The sequence below is a fragment of the Streptomyces hygroscopicus genome (genome assembly GCF_026168105.1).
In the GTDB taxonomy this organism is placed as follows: Bacteria; Actinomycetota; Actinomycetes; order Streptomycetales; family Streptomycetaceae; genus Streptomyces; species Streptomyces hygroscopicus_D.
The window spans coordinates 136,189-152,273 of record NZ_LBMW01000003.1; the positions used below are offsets into that span (position 1 = coordinate 136,189).

Annotated in this window: 15 protein-coding genes and 1 pseudogene; 6 read left to right on the plus strand and 10 right to left on the minus strand. The window is 69.9% G+C overall.

Features of this window, described 5'->3' with window-relative positions; genetic code table 11:
• Nucleotides 1-229 precede the first annotated feature (229 nt).
• Nucleotides 230-1,285 carry an NAD(+)/NADH kinase gene (locus AAW14_RS04535; protein WP_265560143.1) on the plus strand — a complete coding sequence of 352 codons (1,056 nt, stop codon included), beginning with the start codon at nt 230-232 and terminating at the stop codon, nt 1,283-1,285.
• Nucleotides 1,286-1,475: 190 nt separating this feature from the next.
• Nucleotides 1,476-2,540 (plus strand): lipoate--protein ligase family protein, encoded by a 1,065-nt coding sequence (locus tag AAW14_RS04540; RefSeq protein ID WP_265560145.1) that lies wholly within the window; start codon nt 1,476-1,478, stop codon nt 2,538-2,540.
• A gap of 21 nt (nt 2,541-2,561) precedes the next feature.
• Here AAW14_RS04540 and AAW14_RS04545 read toward each other — a convergent pair whose 3' ends face one another.
• The 5 genes from AAW14_RS04545 to AAW14_RS04565 all read right to left on the minus strand — a co-directional run bounded on the left by AAW14_RS04545 (nt 2,562) and on the right by AAW14_RS04565 (nt 8,599).
• Nucleotides 2,562-4,769, minus strand: coding sequence for a xanthine dehydrogenase family protein molybdopterin-binding subunit (locus AAW14_RS04545; protein ID WP_265560147.1), 2,208 nt, complete (start codon nt 4,767-4,769; stop codon nt 2,562-2,564).
• Entirely contained in the window at nt 4,766-5,755 is a 990-nt protein-coding gene (locus tag AAW14_RS04550) for an FAD binding domain-containing protein (RefSeq protein ID WP_265560148.1), read from the minus strand. Before AAW14_RS04550 ends, AAW14_RS04545 begins: the two co-directional genes overlap by 4 nt.
• The gene (locus AAW14_RS04555) at nt 5,742-6,263 is read right to left on the minus strand and encodes a (2Fe-2S)-binding protein (protein WP_265560149.1); all 522 of its coding nucleotides are present in this window, start codon (nt 6,261-6,263) and stop codon (nt 5,742-5,744) included. The genes AAW14_RS04550 and AAW14_RS04555 overlap by 14 nt, the downstream gene beginning before the upstream one ends.
• A gap of 470 nt (nt 6,264-6,733) precedes the next feature.
• Nucleotides 6,734-7,579 (minus strand): aldo/keto reductase, encoded by an 846-nt coding sequence (locus tag AAW14_RS04560; protein WP_265560151.1) that lies wholly within the window; start codon nt 7,577-7,579, stop codon nt 6,734-6,736.
• Between the two features lie 324 nt (nt 7,580-7,903).
• Nucleotides 7,904-8,599, minus strand: coding sequence for a GNAT family N-acetyltransferase (locus tag AAW14_RS04565; RefSeq protein ID WP_265560153.1), 696 nt, complete (start codon nt 8,597-8,599; stop codon nt 7,904-7,906).
• Between the two features lie 18 nt (nt 8,600-8,617).
• Here AAW14_RS04565 and AAW14_RS04570 point away from each other — a divergent pair, with 18 nt between their 5' ends.
• Nucleotides 8,618-9,091, plus strand: coding sequence for a MerR family transcriptional regulator (locus AAW14_RS04570; protein WP_265560155.1), 474 nt, complete (start codon nt 8,618-8,620; stop codon nt 9,089-9,091).
• Between the two features lie 14 nt (nt 9,092-9,105).
• Nucleotides 9,106-9,561: a hypothetical protein gene (locus AAW14_RS04575; RefSeq protein ID WP_265560157.1), complete on the plus strand. Its 456-nt coding sequence runs from the start codon at nt 9,106-9,108 to the stop codon at nt 9,559-9,561.
• Nucleotides 9,562-9,657: 96 nt separating this feature from the next.
• On the opposite strand, the gene AAW14_RS04580 is transcribed toward AAW14_RS04575, so the two are convergent.
• Nucleotides 9,658-10,023 (minus strand): DUF2267 domain-containing protein, encoded by a 366-nt coding sequence (locus AAW14_RS04580; protein ID WP_265560159.1) that lies wholly within the window; start codon nt 10,021-10,023, stop codon nt 9,658-9,660.
• 241 nt (nt 10,024-10,264) lie between these two features.
• Here AAW14_RS04580 and AAW14_RS04585 point away from each other — a divergent pair, with 241 nt between their 5' ends.
• Entirely contained in the window at nt 10,265-10,810 is a 546-nt protein-coding gene (locus AAW14_RS04585) for a hypothetical protein (RefSeq protein WP_265560161.1), read from the plus strand.
• 42 nt (nt 10,811-10,852) lie between these two features.
• On the opposite strand, the gene AAW14_RS04590 is transcribed toward AAW14_RS04585, so the two are convergent.
• Nucleotides 10,853-11,632 carry an SDR family NAD(P)-dependent oxidoreductase gene (locus AAW14_RS04590; RefSeq protein ID WP_265560163.1) on the minus strand — a complete coding sequence of 260 codons (780 nt, stop codon included), beginning with the start codon at nt 11,630-11,632 and terminating at the stop codon, nt 10,853-10,855.
• Between the two features lie 439 nt (nt 11,633-12,071).
• On the opposite strand from AAW14_RS04590, the gene AAW14_RS04595 reads away from it, so the two are divergent.
• The gene (locus AAW14_RS04595) at nt 12,072-13,709 is read left to right on the plus strand and encodes an APC family permease (RefSeq protein ID WP_265560165.1); all 1,638 of its coding nucleotides are present in this window, start codon (nt 12,072-12,074) and stop codon (nt 13,707-13,709) included.
• 300 nt (nt 13,710-14,009) lie between these two features.
• Here AAW14_RS04595 and AAW14_RS04600 read toward each other — a convergent pair whose 3' ends face one another.
• The 3 genes and pseudogenes from AAW14_RS04600 to AAW14_RS04615 form a co-directional block, all read right to left on the minus strand.
• Nucleotides 14,010-14,390: a peptidase inhibitor family I36 protein gene (locus AAW14_RS04600; RefSeq protein WP_265560167.1), complete on the minus strand. Its 381-nt coding sequence runs from the start codon at nt 14,388-14,390 to the stop codon at nt 14,010-14,012.
• Nucleotides 14,391-14,639: 249 nt separating this feature from the next.
• Nucleotides 14,640-14,966, minus strand: a pseudogene (locus tag AAW14_RS04605) (MBL fold metallo-hydrolase); the annotation flags it as partial.
• A gap of 676 nt (nt 14,967-15,642) precedes the next feature.
• Entirely contained in the window at nt 15,643-16,080 is a 438-nt protein-coding gene (locus AAW14_RS04615; RefSeq protein ID WP_265560169.1) for a VOC family protein, read from the minus strand.
• Between the last annotated feature and the right edge of the window lie 5 nt (nt 16,081-16,085).

Genomic DNA, 16,085 nt, shown 5'->3' on the forward strand with positions numbered 1-16,085 from the left:
CGCCGCTGGGACGCCCCCACCGGATGCCCGCTCAGGGGCTCGGTGACGTGGGGCCCCTGAAGAAGATTTCACCCGTAGAGCCGTCACTCGTCCGGCCGTGTGCGTGGACACGGTCACGGACCCGGCTGTGGGGTCCCTCGGACGCGGGCCGGCCCCCGTGGCAGGCACCGTCCGAAACTGTGAGGATGACTTCGAGACCTGCAGTCGGGGCGGCGGCCCGGGAGGTGACATGCCGATCAGCCGATTGGGACTCGTCGTGCACGGCGGCCGTCCCGAGGCGGCGTCCGGAGCGCAGACCGTACGCCGGTGGTGCGCACGGCACGGCATCGGCTGCGTGGACATCGACGTGTGGCACGGCCCCGGAAGCCGCCGCCACGCCCGCGACGAAGCGCGGGCAGCGGGCAGCCCCGACCTCATCGTGACCCTCGGCGGGGACGGCACCTTTCTGCGCGGCGCGCGCGTCGCCGCCCGGGACAACGTCCGGGTACTGGGCGTCGACCTCGGCAAGGTCGGCTTTCTGACGGAGACGCCGGTCTGCGACGTGGAGCGGGCGCTGGACGCCGTGCATGCCGACAGGTCCGAGTGCGAAGAGCGCATGATGCTCACGATGCGGGCGTCCAGGCTGCTGGAGGTCCCCACCGACATGGAGGAACTCCTCTGCTACGGGAGAGGTCCGGCGCTCCCGCCCCCACAGCCGCAGGCCGACTCGGCCGAGGCCGACCCCTGGGGAATCGCGCTGGACGTCACCGCGCTGAACGACATCGTCGTCGAGAAACTGGCCCGGGACCACCAGGTCAGCGTCGGCGTCTACATCGCCGGCCGACTCCTGGCCTCGTACTCGGCCGACGGCGTCATCCTCGCCACCCCGACGGGCTCGACCGCCTACAGCTTCGCAGCCGGGGGGCCGGTGCTCTCCCCTCGGATGCGCGCGCTGGTCTTCACGCCCGTGGCCCCGCACATGGCGTTCAACCGGACGGTGATCGCCGACGCGGACGAGCCCATTGCCCTTCGCGTGCTGCCCCACTCCGGACGCGCCGCGGTCAGCGTCGACGGGCAGCCGCGCGGCATCCTCGAGCCCGGCGACTGGATCGGTGTGTTCGCGGCGCCGCAGCCCCTGCGCCTGGTCAGGCTCAACCCCGCCAACTTCTACGGACGGCTCAGAGAGCGCATGCGGCTCACGGACGCTCCGGCTACGGCCGCGGACGGCGAAGCACCCCCGTTGTTCCGGCCCGGCAGCCCCGTACCCGATGACCTTCGCCACCTCCACCTGCCTCCGCCGCCCTGACCGCACCCACCAGGTGGACGGCCGCGTCGGCACCGAGGGACGGCCGGAGGCTTTCGAGCGGCGCCACGGTCGCGCGACGTCGCCGGGCCGCCGACGGGACGAGGGTCGCGGCCGCCACCGAAGGGGGAACAGGAGACGCCACGGGCGGCGTTGTCCGACAGGGAGGTACGAAGGACCAAGGCGGATCGGCATGCACGGCGAGTACAAGGTTCCTGGCGGCAAGCTGGTCGTCGTCGACCTCGACGGCCACGACGGTGTACTGCGGAACGTGCGCGTCGCGGGCGACTTCTTCCTCGAGCCCGACGAGGCGCTGAGCGCCATCGACCGGGCCCTCGAAGGAGCCCCCCTCACCACGGAAGCCGCCGAACTCGCCGAGCGCATCCAAGCGGGCCTGCCCGAGGGCAACGTGATGTACGGCCTGACTCCGGAAGGCGTCGCCATCGCCGTGCGCCGCGCCGTCGCCCAGGCGACGGACTGGACCGACTACGACTGGCAGCTCATCCACGAGCGGCCCCAACCACCCGCCCTGCACATGGCGCTCGACGAGGTCCTCACCGCGGAGGTCGCCGCCGGACGCCGCCCGCCGACCCTCCGGGTCTGGGAGTGGGGCGGACCCGCCGTCGTCATCGGCAGTTTCCAGTCCCTGAGAAACGAGGTCGACGCGGAAGCCGCCCGGTACCACGGGATGACCGTCGTACGGCGCATCTCGGGTGGCGGCGCCATGTTCGTCGAGCCCGGAAACACCATCACGTACTCACTCTCCGTCCCCGCCTCCCTCGTGTCCGGGCTGCCGCTCGCCGACTCCTACGCCTACCTCGACGACTGGGTGCTGGGCGCTCTCGACGACATGGGCATCAAGGCCTGGTACCAGCCCCTCAACGACATCGCCACCGCTGCGGGCAAGATCGCCGGAGCCGCGCAGAAGCGCGTCGTCGGGCCCGACGGCGGTCCGGGCGCGGTCCTCCACCACGTGACCATGTCCTACGACATCGACGCCGACAAGATGCTCGAGGTGCTCCGCATCGGCCGGGAGAAGCTGTCCGACAAGGGCATCCGCAGCGCCGCGAAGCGCGTCGACCCGCTGAGGCGGCAGACCGGCCTCTCCCGCGAGGCCGTCATCGACCACATGATCCGTTCGTTCCGCGCGCGTTACGGCCTTACCGTCGGCCGGATCGGCGGGCAGGAACTCCGGCGCGCCGAGGAACTGGCCGCCGCCAAGTTCACGTCCCCGGAGTGGACGGCGCGCGTGCCGTGACGGTGCCGACCGTTCGGGTCCTCACAGCAGCGCGTCGAGGGTGATGGGAAGCGAGCGGATGCGCTTGCCGGTTGCGTGGTGGACGGCGTTGGCCACGGCGGCAGCGACACCGACGATGCCCACCTCGCCGACTCCCTTGGTGCCGACGGGGCTGCCGCGGTCCGGATCACCGACGAACACGACGTCCATGTCGGGCACATCCGCGTTGACGGGGATGAGGTAGTCACCGAAGGTACCGTTGGCGATCCGCCCGCTCGGCACATCGGTGACGGTGTCCTCCAGGAGCGCCATGCCGATGCCGCCGACGGTCCCGCCGATGATCTGGCTCCTGGCGGTCTTCTCGTTCAGGATGCGACCGCCGTCGATCACGGACACCGCGCGGGCGACGCGGACGAGTCCCAGCTCCGCGTCGACACGGACCTCCACGAACTTGGCCCCGAAGGCACCTGCCGGGGCCATGCCCAACTCGTCCTGGGACCTGGGCCTGCTGTGGCCGTTCGCCGCCAGCTCCGGCAGTTCGTGCCGGCCGAGGATGTCGGTGTACGTCTCGCCGAGGCGAGGCCGTCCGATCGGATGGACATGGCCTTGCGTGGCCTCGACGGCCTCGGGCGCGACACCGTAAAGCGGAGACTCCCTGTCCCCGGACGCCAGCTCCGCGAACCGCCGCAGAAGCTGATGGCAGGCATCGAAGACCGCGTTGCCGAGCGCCGCCGTCAGCCCGGACCCCCCGGCCTGGGGCGCGACGGGCATGTCCGAGTCACCGAGGTCGAAGCGCACCTGCCCCAGATGCAGGCCCAGACACTCCGCGGAAAGCTGCGTCATGACCGTGTACGTGCCCGTACCGATGTCGGTGGCGGCACTGCGCACCAGAGCGCTTCCGTCCCGGTGGACGGTGACCTGCGCGTAGCAGTCCATGGCGAACCAGGGATAGCTGACTCCCGCCACGCCATAGCCGACCAGCCAGTTCCCGTCCCGCATCGAGCCGGGCACCGGGTTGCGGGCGTACCAGCCGAACCGCTGTGCGCCGACCTCGTAGCACTCGCGCAGCGCCTTGCTCGACCACGGCAGCGAGTGGACCGGGTGTATCTCGGCGTAGTTGCGCAGACGCAGGTCCAGCGGGTCCACCCCCAGCTTGTAGGCCAGTTCGTCCAGCGCCGATTCCAGCGCGAAGTTGCCCTGGGCCTGGGCCGGGGCCCGCATGGAGGTGGGGTCCGGAATGTTCAGACGGGCCTGCCGGTCCTGCGTGAAGACGTTCTCGCACGCGTAGGCGGATGCTGTGCCGGACGCGACCGGCTCGTAGTCCTCGTCCTCCATCGCGACCGGCGAGACACTGCGGTGGTCGATGCCCACCAGGTCGCCGGTGCGGGTGGCGCCGACCGAGATGCGCTGCACGGTCTTGGGCCGATGGCCGACGGAGGTGAACATCTGGGGCCGCGTGAGCACCAGTTTGACCGGCCGTTGGAGCAGACGGGCAGCGGCGACCGTGAGAATCACATGCGGCCACACGCGCAGCCCGGCCCCGAACCCCCCGCCCACGTACGGTGCCAGCACGCGCACCGAACTCTCGGGAACCCCGAACACGGCGGCCAGGGTGCCGCGCACCAGGAACGGCCACTGCGTGGTGTCGTGGACCGTGAGGTGGCCGCCGTCCCAGGAGGCCAGGGTCGCGAACGGACCCAGCGGGTTGTTGGTGTTGTCCGCGGTGGTGTAGGTCGCCTCCACCATGACCTCGGCCGTCGTCAGGGCAGCGGCGGCGTCCCCCCGGCTGTGGTCCGTCCCCCACGGGTCGTCGACCTGGGGCGCCCGGGGGTCCATCAGGTCCAGCAGGGGCTCGGTGGGCTCGTACTCCGCAGACACCAGACGCGCGGCTGCGGTCGCCTGCTCCGGCGTCTCGGCGACGACCACCGCGATGTGCTGCCCGTAGTGCAGGATGCGGTCGTCCTGGAGCGGCGGGGGAGGGGAAGCGCCCAGCTTGCTCACCGGCGCGCGCTTCAGCCGTGGTGCGTTGGTATGCGTGAGCACGGTCACCACCCCGGGTGATGCCTCGGCCGCCTCCGTGTCGATGCGGAGGATACGGCCCGCGGCGATCGTGCTCTGGACGAGCGCCGCATAGACCTGTCCGGGGACGTCGAAGTCCATCGGGTAGGGCGCGGTACCGGTGACCTTGCGAGGACCGTCGACGCGGTTGACTCCGGTGCCGATGACCGGCCTGCTCCGCACCGTTCTCATGGCGCCACTCCCGCCAGGGCCTGCAGCTCGCGGACCAGGGTGCGCCGGGCGAGTTCGACCTTGAACGCCGTACCCGGCACGGTCCACGCGCCCTGGACGGCCTGGGCGGCGGCCCACTGGAAGTTCTCGACGGAAGCGGAGGCGCCGACCAGGGCCCTCTCCGCCTCCCAAGCCCGCCACGGTACGGATCCGACCCCGCCCAGGCCGATCCGGGCTTCCTTGATCGCGTTGCCGAAGATCAGCAGGCTGACGGCGGCGGAGGTCAGCGCGAACTCGTAGGAACTGCGGTCCCTCACCTTCAGGTAGCCCGAACGGGCGCCGGCCGGCAGCAGGGGGACGGACAGCGACGTGATCAGCTCGCCGTGCTGCAGGACGTTCTCGACCTCCGGGCTGTCGGCAGCCTCCAGATAGAACTCCGTCAGGGGGACCTGCCGAGGTCCGGCCAGCCCCTGGACGTGCACCACGGCGTCGAGGGCCACCAGGGCGACCGCCAGATCGGAGGCATGCACGGCGATGCACCGTGCGCTCGCCCCCAGGATGGCGTGCATACGGGGGGACCCGTGCACGGCCGCGCAACCCGACCCGGGCGCCCGCTTGTTGCACTGGGAAACGTCAGGGTCGCGGAAGTACCGGCAGCGTGTGCGCTGCAGGAGGTTCCCTCCGATCGTCGCCATGTTGCGCAGCTGGACCGACGCCCCTGACAGCAGTGCGTCCCGGACGAAGGGAATCCGGTCCGCGACCGTGGGATGCGCCGCCAGTTCCTCCATGGTCACCAGCGCTCCGACGTGCAGGACGTCCTCGTGGCTCTCGATCGCGCGCAGCGGCAGGCGCGTGATGTCCACCAGCCGTGTGGGATTGAGCACGCCGTCCTTCATGAGGTCGAGCTGTGTCGTGCCGCCGGCGAGGAAGGCCGCCGTCGGATCCCCCGCGACGATCTCGACCGCCTGAGCGGCATCGGTGGCGCGTACGTACTCAAGCGCCCGCATCGCGACCACTCGCCGACGCCACCTCACGGATCGCCGCGACCATGTGCGGATAGGCGCCGCACCGGCACAGGTTCCCGCTCATGTACTCGCGGATCTCCTCGTCGGAGCCGGCTCGCCCTTCCTCGAGCAGCGCCACGGCGGACATGATCTGGCCGGGTGTGCAGAAGCCGCACTGGAACCCGTCGTGCTCCAGGAACGCGGCCTGGACCGGATGAAGGCCTTCGGGCCCGGCGAGTCCCTCGATGGTCCTGACCGCGCGGCCTTCGCACTGGGCGGCCAGCGTCAGACAGGACAGCACGCGCTTGCCGTCCACATGCACGGTGCAGGCACCGCAGGCACCCTGGTCGCAGCCCTTCTTGGTGCCCACGAGCCCAAGGTGGTCGCGCAGGGCGTCCAACAACGTGACACGCGAGTCGAGCGCCACCTTGCGCGTCTGCCCGTTCACGTCGAGGGTCACGACCCGCACTTCCGGATCCGCGGCACCTTGCATATGGGCTACGTCCACCATCGCGTCCTCCGGACGGCTCTGGGGTTCGGAACGATCTGGATCAGTGGGCGCCCGTGACGTCCCTGACGCGCCGAAGGGCTCGGGAAACCACCGAGTGACCTCGACCTCCTGTGCCGGGGCGGCGCCCCGATGAGGCGCAACGGACGGCCGGGCCCAGCGAAGCCTGCGCTGCGTCGATGGTTTCACGCACCGCCGAGCGGCTCATCTCGATCATGCCGCTGAGGGCGCCCGCCGAAGCGTGGCCCCTGCTTCGTGGGACATCCGCGGCTCCCGGAGGCCGCAAGGTCGCTCCGAGCGCAGCACCCGGCGGCCCCACCGAACGCCCGGCAACATCCTGATCGGGACCCGCACCGAAGGGAAGCCGCGGGAGGCGGCGGCCGGATGACCGGATGACGGGGGAGCCATGACGCCGCCGGAGGCCTTCGACGGTCCCGTACCGACCCTGGCCGGAGGGGTGCGGCACCCGAGCGTCAGAGAATCTCCAGCGGTACGGGCTCGGTGGGCGGCGGAAAGGCCTCGTCCAGGGCCGCGAGCGCCTGCTCGGGCAGCCGCAGGTCGGCGGCGCCCCGGTTCTCCCGGACATGATCAGGCCTCCCGGAGCGCGGGATCGCGGCCACTCCCTGTTCGAGCACCCATGCGAGTGCCACCTGGGCGGGCGTGGCCCCGAGCTCCTCGGCCACGGTCCGCAGGCTTTCGTCCCGCAGCAGCCGGCCCTGTTCGACGGGTGAGTACGCCATGACCGCCACCCCGGCCTCGTGGCACCAGGAGAGCACGTTCCACTCGATGCCGCGCCGCATGAGGTTGTACAGCACTTGGTCGACCGCCACCCCGTCGCCGCCGGGCAAGGAGGTCAGCTCCACGAGGTCGGCGACGTCCAGATTGCTCACCCCCCAATGGCGGATCTTCCCCGCAGCGACCAGATCGCCGAATCCGGCGAGGGTCTCCTCCAGAGGGAACCGACCTCGCCAGTGCAACAGATACAGGTCCAGCCGGTCCGTACGGAGCCGCCGCAGACTGCCCTCGCACGCGGCGACGGTACCCTTCCGGTTCGCGTGGCCGGGCAGCACCTTGCTGACGAGGAAGGCCTCCTCACGGCGCCCGCGGACGGCTTCCCCGACCAGCTCCTCGGAGGCGCCGTCGCCGTACATCTCTGCCGTGTCGATGACCGTCATGCCGAGGTCGAGGCCCAGCCGCAGGGCCGCCAGCTCCTCGCTGCGCCTGCCCGGGTCCTCGCCGAGATACCAGGTGCCCTGCCCGAGCGCCGGGATCCGCTCCCCTGTGGGGAGGGCGATTGTTCGCCTCGCTTGTGTCGTCATGACCGCTCTCCCGGGACCACCAGCCGTCCGCCGCCCGGCCCCCGGTCGTAGCGGGCGGCGCCCCCGCGCCGGGCCCCGTCCACGTGCGTTCGGCGCGTCACCCGCCAGGCGGTACGACGCACGGCTACTTCAGGCCATCACCCACGGCGGGTGCGTGCAACTTCGGGTCCGGCCGCCGTCGCGCTCTTCGCCGTACCTGCAAGGCCGCTTTCCTGGTGGGGGAGAGTTCTGGCACTGGTGCCGACGTCCGCCGGACTGGACTCGGCCGGCCCTGAGGACGGTCGCCGACCGACGCGTCCGATGAGCCCACCGGAGCCTGTGACGTCACCAGAGCTTGTCGATCTTCCCCGGATAGAGCTCGATACGGCTGCCGTGGAACGATGTCCGGGCGCGCCGGCTCTCGGGCGAGAAGAAGTCTCCCATGGTGACCTTGTCGAAGCCGGGCTGGTCGCTGGGGAATGGCTCCTGCGGTGTCCCACCGATCAACACGGCACCGGGAAGAACCCGCCAGCCGGCGTCCTCGTAGAACGCCTGAAGCGGGCGGTCGCAGGTGAAAAGTCCCAGATCCACCTTCCGCTCGATCATCGTCTCCCTCGCGGCGGTGACCAGGCGCCGGCCATGCCCGTGACCACGTGCCTCCCGCCGTGTCACGACGGCACTCAGCCCGGCGGCGGCATGGCGCGCACCTGCGTGGACGATGTCCTTGAACAGGATGTCCAGCGTGGCCAGCACCACCCCCTCGTCCACGAGCACCATCGACAACGGCCGCAGTGAAGGATCGTGGTTCAGCGCGTCGGCCGAAGCATCCGACGCCCGCTCGGTCGGCCAGGCCTGCTCTTGGATCTCCCGCACCTGCACGCGCAGCTCGGACGGCGCGGCTTCTTCGGGAAACGAAAGGATCTGCACACCCTGATTCTGGATGTCGAACGCGTGAACGCAAGGCCTTTTCTGCGCCCGTACCGATTGCCCTCGGGGTCGCGGGCCGGGGCTGTTCCGTCCGGCCCGGCGGACGAGGAACATGCGTCACGCACCGCAGGTGTGCGCAGCAATCCGCGCACGCGGGTCACCCCCGAGCTGCTGCACGGCCCGTTCAGAGCATCGATGCTGATCGGTCAGTCGGCCGAACGAACCGGGACGAGCGAGCGCCGGCTTCGCCACTGCGAACGCGTCGGACTGCTCACCTCGAGGCGCCAGGGCAACGGGTACCGCGACTACGACGATGCCGCCGAGCAGAGAGTCGGACAGACTCGCGCCCTGCTCGCCGCGGGCCTGCCGACCCGTGTGATCCGTCAGGTGCTTCCCTGCGCGCTCGCGGACGGCGCCCTGCGCCCCTGTCCGGGAATGCGGGACACGCTCCGCGTCGAGCTTGCCCGCCTCGACCAGCGCGTGCTGGAGCTGACGCAGGCCCGGCAGACACTGCAACAAGCCATCGCGGTCGCCGAGAACGGGGGCTCCAGTGACTCGGCACGGGATGCCGGCAGGGCGCAGTCCGGCGTGCACCACGACAGGTGAGGCATCATCAGCACATGACCCATGCACACCTGCCGACCACCGAGGCGGCCGTCACAGCGATACGTGGGATCGCGCGGGAGCACGGCCTGCCGCTGACCGTCACGGACGACATCGGCGCGGACCGGACGTCCCGTCGCACCGCGGCCGGGGCGTTCACGGTCGTCGACCCGGACGGCTCGCTGCCGCACGAGGCATTCGTCGAGTTGGGGGGCTCCCCGGCCGTCACCGTGCAGCTCTTCCCGGAAGGCGACGCGAAGATCACTGTCGAGGGCGTGGACTTCGAGGATGTTCCCCGTGACTCGGTCCCGGGGTTCCTGCGGTCCGTCTACGGTGGCGTGGCCTACGTAAGGGGGAGATTCTTCCCGCCCGGCCAATGGCTCATCGTGCCGCTGCCCGGGGACGAGACCTACAAGGAGCTCATCCTCCACACCATGCTCAGCCCCTGGCTGGCCCGTAACGTCCGTGGCTAGACGTGCTGCCCGGCCATGAGCAGCCCAGCCACCGGCCATGTCCCGCTCACTGCTTCCCACGGTCGGTATCGGCCGACCGCGGCACCCGGCCGCCCGTCACACCAGTGCGGCGAACTCCTGGGGGAGCTGGGCCAGTACGTGCCTGTACCCGCCGTCGCCGACGCCTTCCCGCAGGGTGCTCAACACGGCCCGCACGCCTTGCCGGGCCTCCTCCGGAGCCAGGCCCGACCGCCTGCCCACCCGACTGACGAACTCGTCGAGACCGAACCCCTCTGCCTGCGGAGTGGGCGAAATCAGCGACTCCCTCATCGGGTTGGGCAGCTCCGAGGCCAGGTCGTCGGCTTCGCTCCGGGTGAGCCGTTCGGCCAGGGTCTCCAGCGTGGCGCGCGTCAGGTCCTCCGCCTTGTCACGGGGGACCGGAGCACGCTGGGACACGGTGCCGAGGAACGCTGCATAGTCCATGATTCACCCCTCTCACTCCCGCCCACTCGCCGATCGCCGCCTCTCGTACCAACGTCCCGGACCGAGGCGGTGCCCTGCGTGCCCCCGAGGGGACGAAAGTGGGCGCTATGGTGAACCTCGCAGTGCGAGATGATCCACCGGGCGGTTCCCAACCCGCCGAACCGCTCGTCACGGCGCTTCGCCCGCGGGACCGCAGGTACCCGGCGGTGGCCGGGCACGTGGCTGTGGCATGCTCGTCGACATGACCCAAGTCCCGGACGCGGGCTGGTCGTTCGCCACAGCGCGGGAGCCGGCCCGATTCGGCGCAGGCGGACTCGAGGGAGCCCCTGGCGTCGAGCATGCGATGGCTGACGCCGGGACGTTGTGCGGCATTCCCGAGCAGCAGATCACGCGCTATCGGCACCTGTTCCATGCTGAGGGCCGCCAGGCGTGCGCGCGGTGCCGTCGGCAGGCCGACGCTGCCCCGGCACAGCCGTCGCCCCAGGAACGTCTTCACGACAGGGTCCGAGCCGCAGCTCAGGGCCGGGCCCGCGACGATGTGCTCGCCGCGCTCCGCAAAGGCGCCAAGATCGCCTTGTGGATCAACGGTCCTTCCGCAACGCTTGCCCAGCACTACGCGAGGCTCGACGAGCTGACCGAGGGAGCAGGGCCTGCCGCCGACGCGCTCGAGGCCGCTGCGGCGAGCGGCCTGGCCTGTGTCGAGGACGGCTCTTGGCGCTTCATCGTCGTCCTGCCGGAGAACGGCGATCGCCCGCTCGTCGCACGCGGACCGCGCCGCAGAGGCTGACGCACCCGGGCCCTCAGGCCGGTCACCTGGAGTCCGGCCGCATCAGTGGACGGAGAATCCGCCGTCGACGAAGAGCGACTGCCCGGTGACGTACGCGGACGCCCGGCTTGCCAGGAACACCGCTGCGCCCGCGAAGTCCTCTGCCAGACCGTTGCGCCCGACCATGGTGCGGGCGGCGAGCTCGGCCACCTTGGCCGGGTCGGCGGAAAGACGCTGGTTCAGCGGGGTCATCACGAAACCGGGAACCAGTGTGTTGCACGTCACGCCGTACGGGGACCACGCCTCTGCCTGTGAGCGGGCCAGCGACTCGAGACCGCCCTTGGACACGCCGTACGCGCCGCTCCGGACGAAGGCCCGGTGCGCCTGCTGGGATGTGACGTGGATGATCCGCCCGAAGCCCCGCTCGGCCATCCCGGGACCGAAGCGCTGACCGAGGAGGTAAGGCGCCTCCAGGTTAACCGCCATGGTGGCGTCCCACACCTCGTCTGTGAGGTCGTCCATCGGCGGGCGCAGGTTGATCCCCGCGGAGTTGACGAGGATGTCCGGCTCCCCGAACACCCCGGCGGACTTCGTGGCCGCAGCCCGCACCCCGTCACGCGTGCTCAGGTCGGCGCCCACCCACGCCGCCCGGCAGCCGTCCGCCGCCAACTCGTCCACGGTGTCGGCCAGTTCGGTCTCTTTGCGTGCCACGACCACGACACTCGCCCCGGCACGTGCCAGGGCCCCGGTGATGGCCCGGCCGATCCCGGAACTCCCGCCGGTGACGAGTGCGACCCGGCCCTCCAGCGAGAACAGTTCGTCGAGGTAGGGCTGGGAGGTCATCTACACGCTCCAGGGTTTCGTTGTCCGTGAGACCGCGCGTTGAGGTGGGGACGAGCAGTGATGGGCGGCGCCGGCCGCCGCGGTGATCTTCGGCCCCGCCCCCGGGTGGCTCGCCGGTCCGCTCGGGGTGCTCTGTCGTGTCAAGGAGTGCCGGGAGAGCCCGGCGCTGGACGGCTCCGCGCTCCGTGGAGCGCCACGCCCGATTCAGATGGTTGCGATATCTTCACACCCGGCGATCGTGTCTTGCATTATTCTAACAACCCGCAATTGAATGGATACATTCTGCCACGGCGGCTGACCTGTGCAAAGACTGTTCAAAAGAAGCCCCCCTGAAAGAGTCAAATCTCGGGCAACGGTCTTCTGCTGCCCGGGTTCGATTCCTACTGTAAGCGGCCGTTGAGCGTTAATTCCCTGTTCAAATAGTGAGAGGCCCCTTGACATGGTGAACGTTGACCATGCAGCCCCCGATGTCACGCGAGACACAACGGGTCTACGGCGCGACGTCGGTCTGATCGGACTGATGTGGGCCTCGGTCGGTTCCATCATCGGCTCCGGCTGGCTCTACGGCGCGCAGAAGGCCGTGGTGATGGCCGGCCCGGCAGCGATCTTCTCGTGGCTGATCGGCGCGGTGGCGATCGTGCTGCTGGCGCTCGTGCACGCCGAACTCGGCGGCATGTTCCCGGTGGCGGGCGGCACGGCCCGCTACCCGCACTACGCCTTCGGTGGCCTGGCCGGCATGTCCTTCGGCTGGTTCGCCTGGCTGCAGGCGGCGACCGTGGCCCCGATCGAGGTCGAGGCGATGATCGGCTACGCCGGTCACTGGGAGTGGGCAAAGGGCTTCCAGAGCAGCGACGGCACGCTGACGACCAGCGGCTTCGCCGTCGCAGTCGTCCTGATGGCCGTCTTCGTCGTGGTCAACTTCCTCGGCGTGAGAGTCCTGGCGCACACAAACAGCGCGGCCACCTGGTGGAAGATCGCCGTGCCGCTGGGCGCCATCTTCATCATCGCGCTGGGCAACTTCCACCCGCACAACTTCACCGCCCAGGGGTTCGCCCCCTTCGGCGCCAAGGGTGTGCTGAGCGCCATCAGCTCCAGTGGCATCATCTTCGCCCTGCTCGGCTTCGAGCAGGCGATCCAGCTGGCTGGCGAGAGCCGTAACCCGAAGCGCGACCTGCCGCGCGCCACGCTCGGCTCCGTCGCCATCGGTGCTGTCATCTACGTGCTGCTCCAGGTCGTGTTCATCGGCGCGCTGCCGCTCAGCTCGTTCGCCCACGGCTGGGCCAAGCTCGACTTCCCGGGCATCAGCGGCCCCTGGGCCGGCCTGGCGACGCTGGTCGGTCTCGGCTGGCTGAGCGTGGTGCTGTACATCGACGCCGTGATCTCTCCCGGTGGCACCGGCCTCATCTACACCACCGCGACGTCGCGCGTCTCGTACGGCCTGTCCAAGAACGGCTACGCGCCGAAGGTGTTCGCGCGCACCGACGCCCGCGGCGTGCCGTGGTTCGGCCTGGCCATCTCCTTCGTGACCGGCGTGATCTGCTTCCTGCCGTTCCCCAGCTGGCAGACGCTGGTCGGCTTCATCACCTCCGCGAGCGTCCTGATGTACGCCGGTGCGCCGCTGGCCTACGGCGTCTTCGCCGATCGGCTCCCGCACCACGAGCGGCCCTACCGCCTGCCCGCCGGCAAGGTGATCTCTCCGCTGTCCTTCGTGGTGGCCAACCTCATCATCTACTGGTCGGGCTGGGACACGCTGTGGCGTCTCGGCTGGGCGATCGTCCTCGGCTACGTGCTCCTCGGCGCCTACGCCTGGTACGCCACGCGCAAGGGTCTGCCGGACGCTCCCCGGATGGACTGGAAGGCCGCCCAGTGGCTGCCCGGCTACCTGCTGGGCATGGGCCTGCTCTCCTGGCAGGGCGGCTTCGGCGGCGCGGGCCACATCCCGCTGTGGTGGGACATGCTCGTGGTCGCGGCCTTCTCCCTGGGCATCTACTACTGGGCCAAGGCGACCGCTTCCGGAACGGAAACGATCGAGCGGAGCATCGAGGAGGTCGTGGTCACCGACGCACCGGCCCACTGACCCTCCCCGGACATGTCCCGTCAGCCGCAACCGTCCGGTTGTGGCTGGCGGGACACCGTCGTAAAGGGAGGTCACGTTCGGGAGGCAGGTCCGTTGCCCCCTGGGTGGGTCCGCCGGTGACTCGGATGTCCATCGAGTCGTGCCCGGGCTGCGACACGCAGCCCGGGCTTTCGTCCGCGGCCGCCGTGAGCCGTCCATGGAGGCTGCTCGGGAGACGTTGAGCTCATGGGCCGGACGCGGTTCGCCGCTCCGCAGCCGTTCGCCGCTCGCAGCGGTCCGCCCCTGCCGCGTGATGGCCCTCTACTGGGGCTTGAAGGAGCGGATCTGATAGCTGCCCTGCAGGTTCCCGCCTGCGCCGGCCGGAGTGGAGCCGACTCGGTGCTGGTAGTTGGTCTGGGTGTAGTACTGCACCCGATGACCCGTTCCGTTCCACACGGAGCGGACGTTGTATCCCCGCTGGATGAACGAACAGTCGTCGGCCGTGTTCGCCTTGCTGGGCTGGGACCACTGGCAACGGGTCCCTCCGCCGTTCCAGTCGCTGTAGATGCAGAAGTACCCGGGGGAGCAGTTGTAGGCGGCCCGGTGCGCAGAGTTGCCGGGAGCCGCAGCCGCAGTGGGTACGGTACCGAGGGCCACCGCCAGGGCGACGGGGGCGATGGCCGACAAGCAGATGCGACGCATGGAGCGCTCCTTCTCGTGGTGCCGGTGATGGTGGATGGCCGCGCCGCCGGGGACGGGGCGGGGCCCGGCGGGGATCGCCTGACAAGTAGCAGGCCACAGTGGCGAGGCGGACGCCAAGGTCAATGCTGCTAAACCACCCTGCAGGGGTAAATCGCGCAGAATAGAAAGAAATCGGACAGGTGACATGGGGTGGGGAGCGGCGGAGCAGCGGCCACTCAAGCCGCCGGGCATGCCGACCGATTGACTCCCTCACCAGTGGACGGCGGTGAAGCCGATGGGCCGGGGCCGTAGCATGCGTGTGCGTTCCGTCAGGTCTCGCAGCCGTCGGGACATCTCCTCGGCCGCCAGGCGATGCCGGTCCCCATCGCCCGGCAGGATCCACTCGAATCGCAGCTGTCGGGCCGTCCTGGTCAGGGAGTGGGTCAACTCCTCGATGGAGTACCAGGTCACGTTGTCCACGGCCTCCAGATCACCGGTCGTGCGTGACCAGTAGAAGCTGTCGCCGCTGAAGCAGTACCGGTCATCCGCGAGGTAGAGCACACTTCCACGGGTGTGCCCGGGCAGTGGATGGGCGGTTTCCAGCGGTCTGCCACACGCCCCGGGCGTTCTTCTCCATGCGCGCGATGTACAGCAGGCATGAGTTGCAGCGTGATCTCGGGGCGCCCTGCGCTCCCATCCCCTGAGTCGGTTGACGACGGCGAGGTCTTCGTGACGCCGACAGCGGCCTCCGCGGCCGTGTCGTCGCTCTTCGAAGAGTCGCCCCCATTGCCGCGGGCCGTCAGCAACAGGGCGGCGGCCACGGCCGACGCGGCGGCACAGACGGGCAAGGAACGGCGCTTCACGATCGGCTGCCTCGAGGGGAAAGTCGAGTCAAGAGGAGTGACGCCGTCGATGTGGTTCGCGGCCTCAACAGGCGAACTGCCCGATGCGAGGAGAGTGCTCCCTGGATCACCGCAGCCGGGCATGGAGGTGCATGCCGTGCCAACCGTCTGCATGGAGCAATGCTCTGCGGAGGACACCCTCAGGCTCGAAGCCCGCCTTCACCGCGACCCGGCAAGAGGGCCCGTTGGCCGTCGAATGGCCGAGTTCGATGCGGTGGAACCCTGCCTCACCGAGTGCCCGAGCAGTTGCGGCCGCCACGGCGCGGGAAAGACAGCCGGACGACAGCAGTGGCTCCACCGGACATGGCATGAGCGACGTCATGTCAACGGGTGTCAGGAACGGCTGTGCCGGGTCCACGAGCAGCCACTGATCAGAAGACCGGCTGACCGATGCCCAGCATGTTCCCCTCACTGTCGCGGAACCAGGCGCCGCGATCGGCCCGTGCACCCGTGCTCGGGTAGTTCCCTACGACCTCGACGATCCCGTCCTTCGTCCGCCCGCCGCCGTAGACCGCGGACAACTCGACCTCCTCGAACACCACACCGCGCTGTTTGAGTTCCGCCACGACCGCCTCGATGTCGTCGACCTGCCACGACATCTGAGTGAAGGTCCCGGGCGAGGCTCCCGGGGACTCGAAGAGCTGGAACTCGGCCCCTCCGCATCGATACAGCAGTCCGCCGGGCCGTTCTTCGACAGGGTCGAGACCCAGCCGCTCCGAGTAGAACCGTCGTGCCCGGGCGAGATCCTGCGCCGGAAGCCTTGTCGCGACGCGCCCCCGGGCCAGAGCAGTCCTGTCGTCTGCGTTCACGCCTC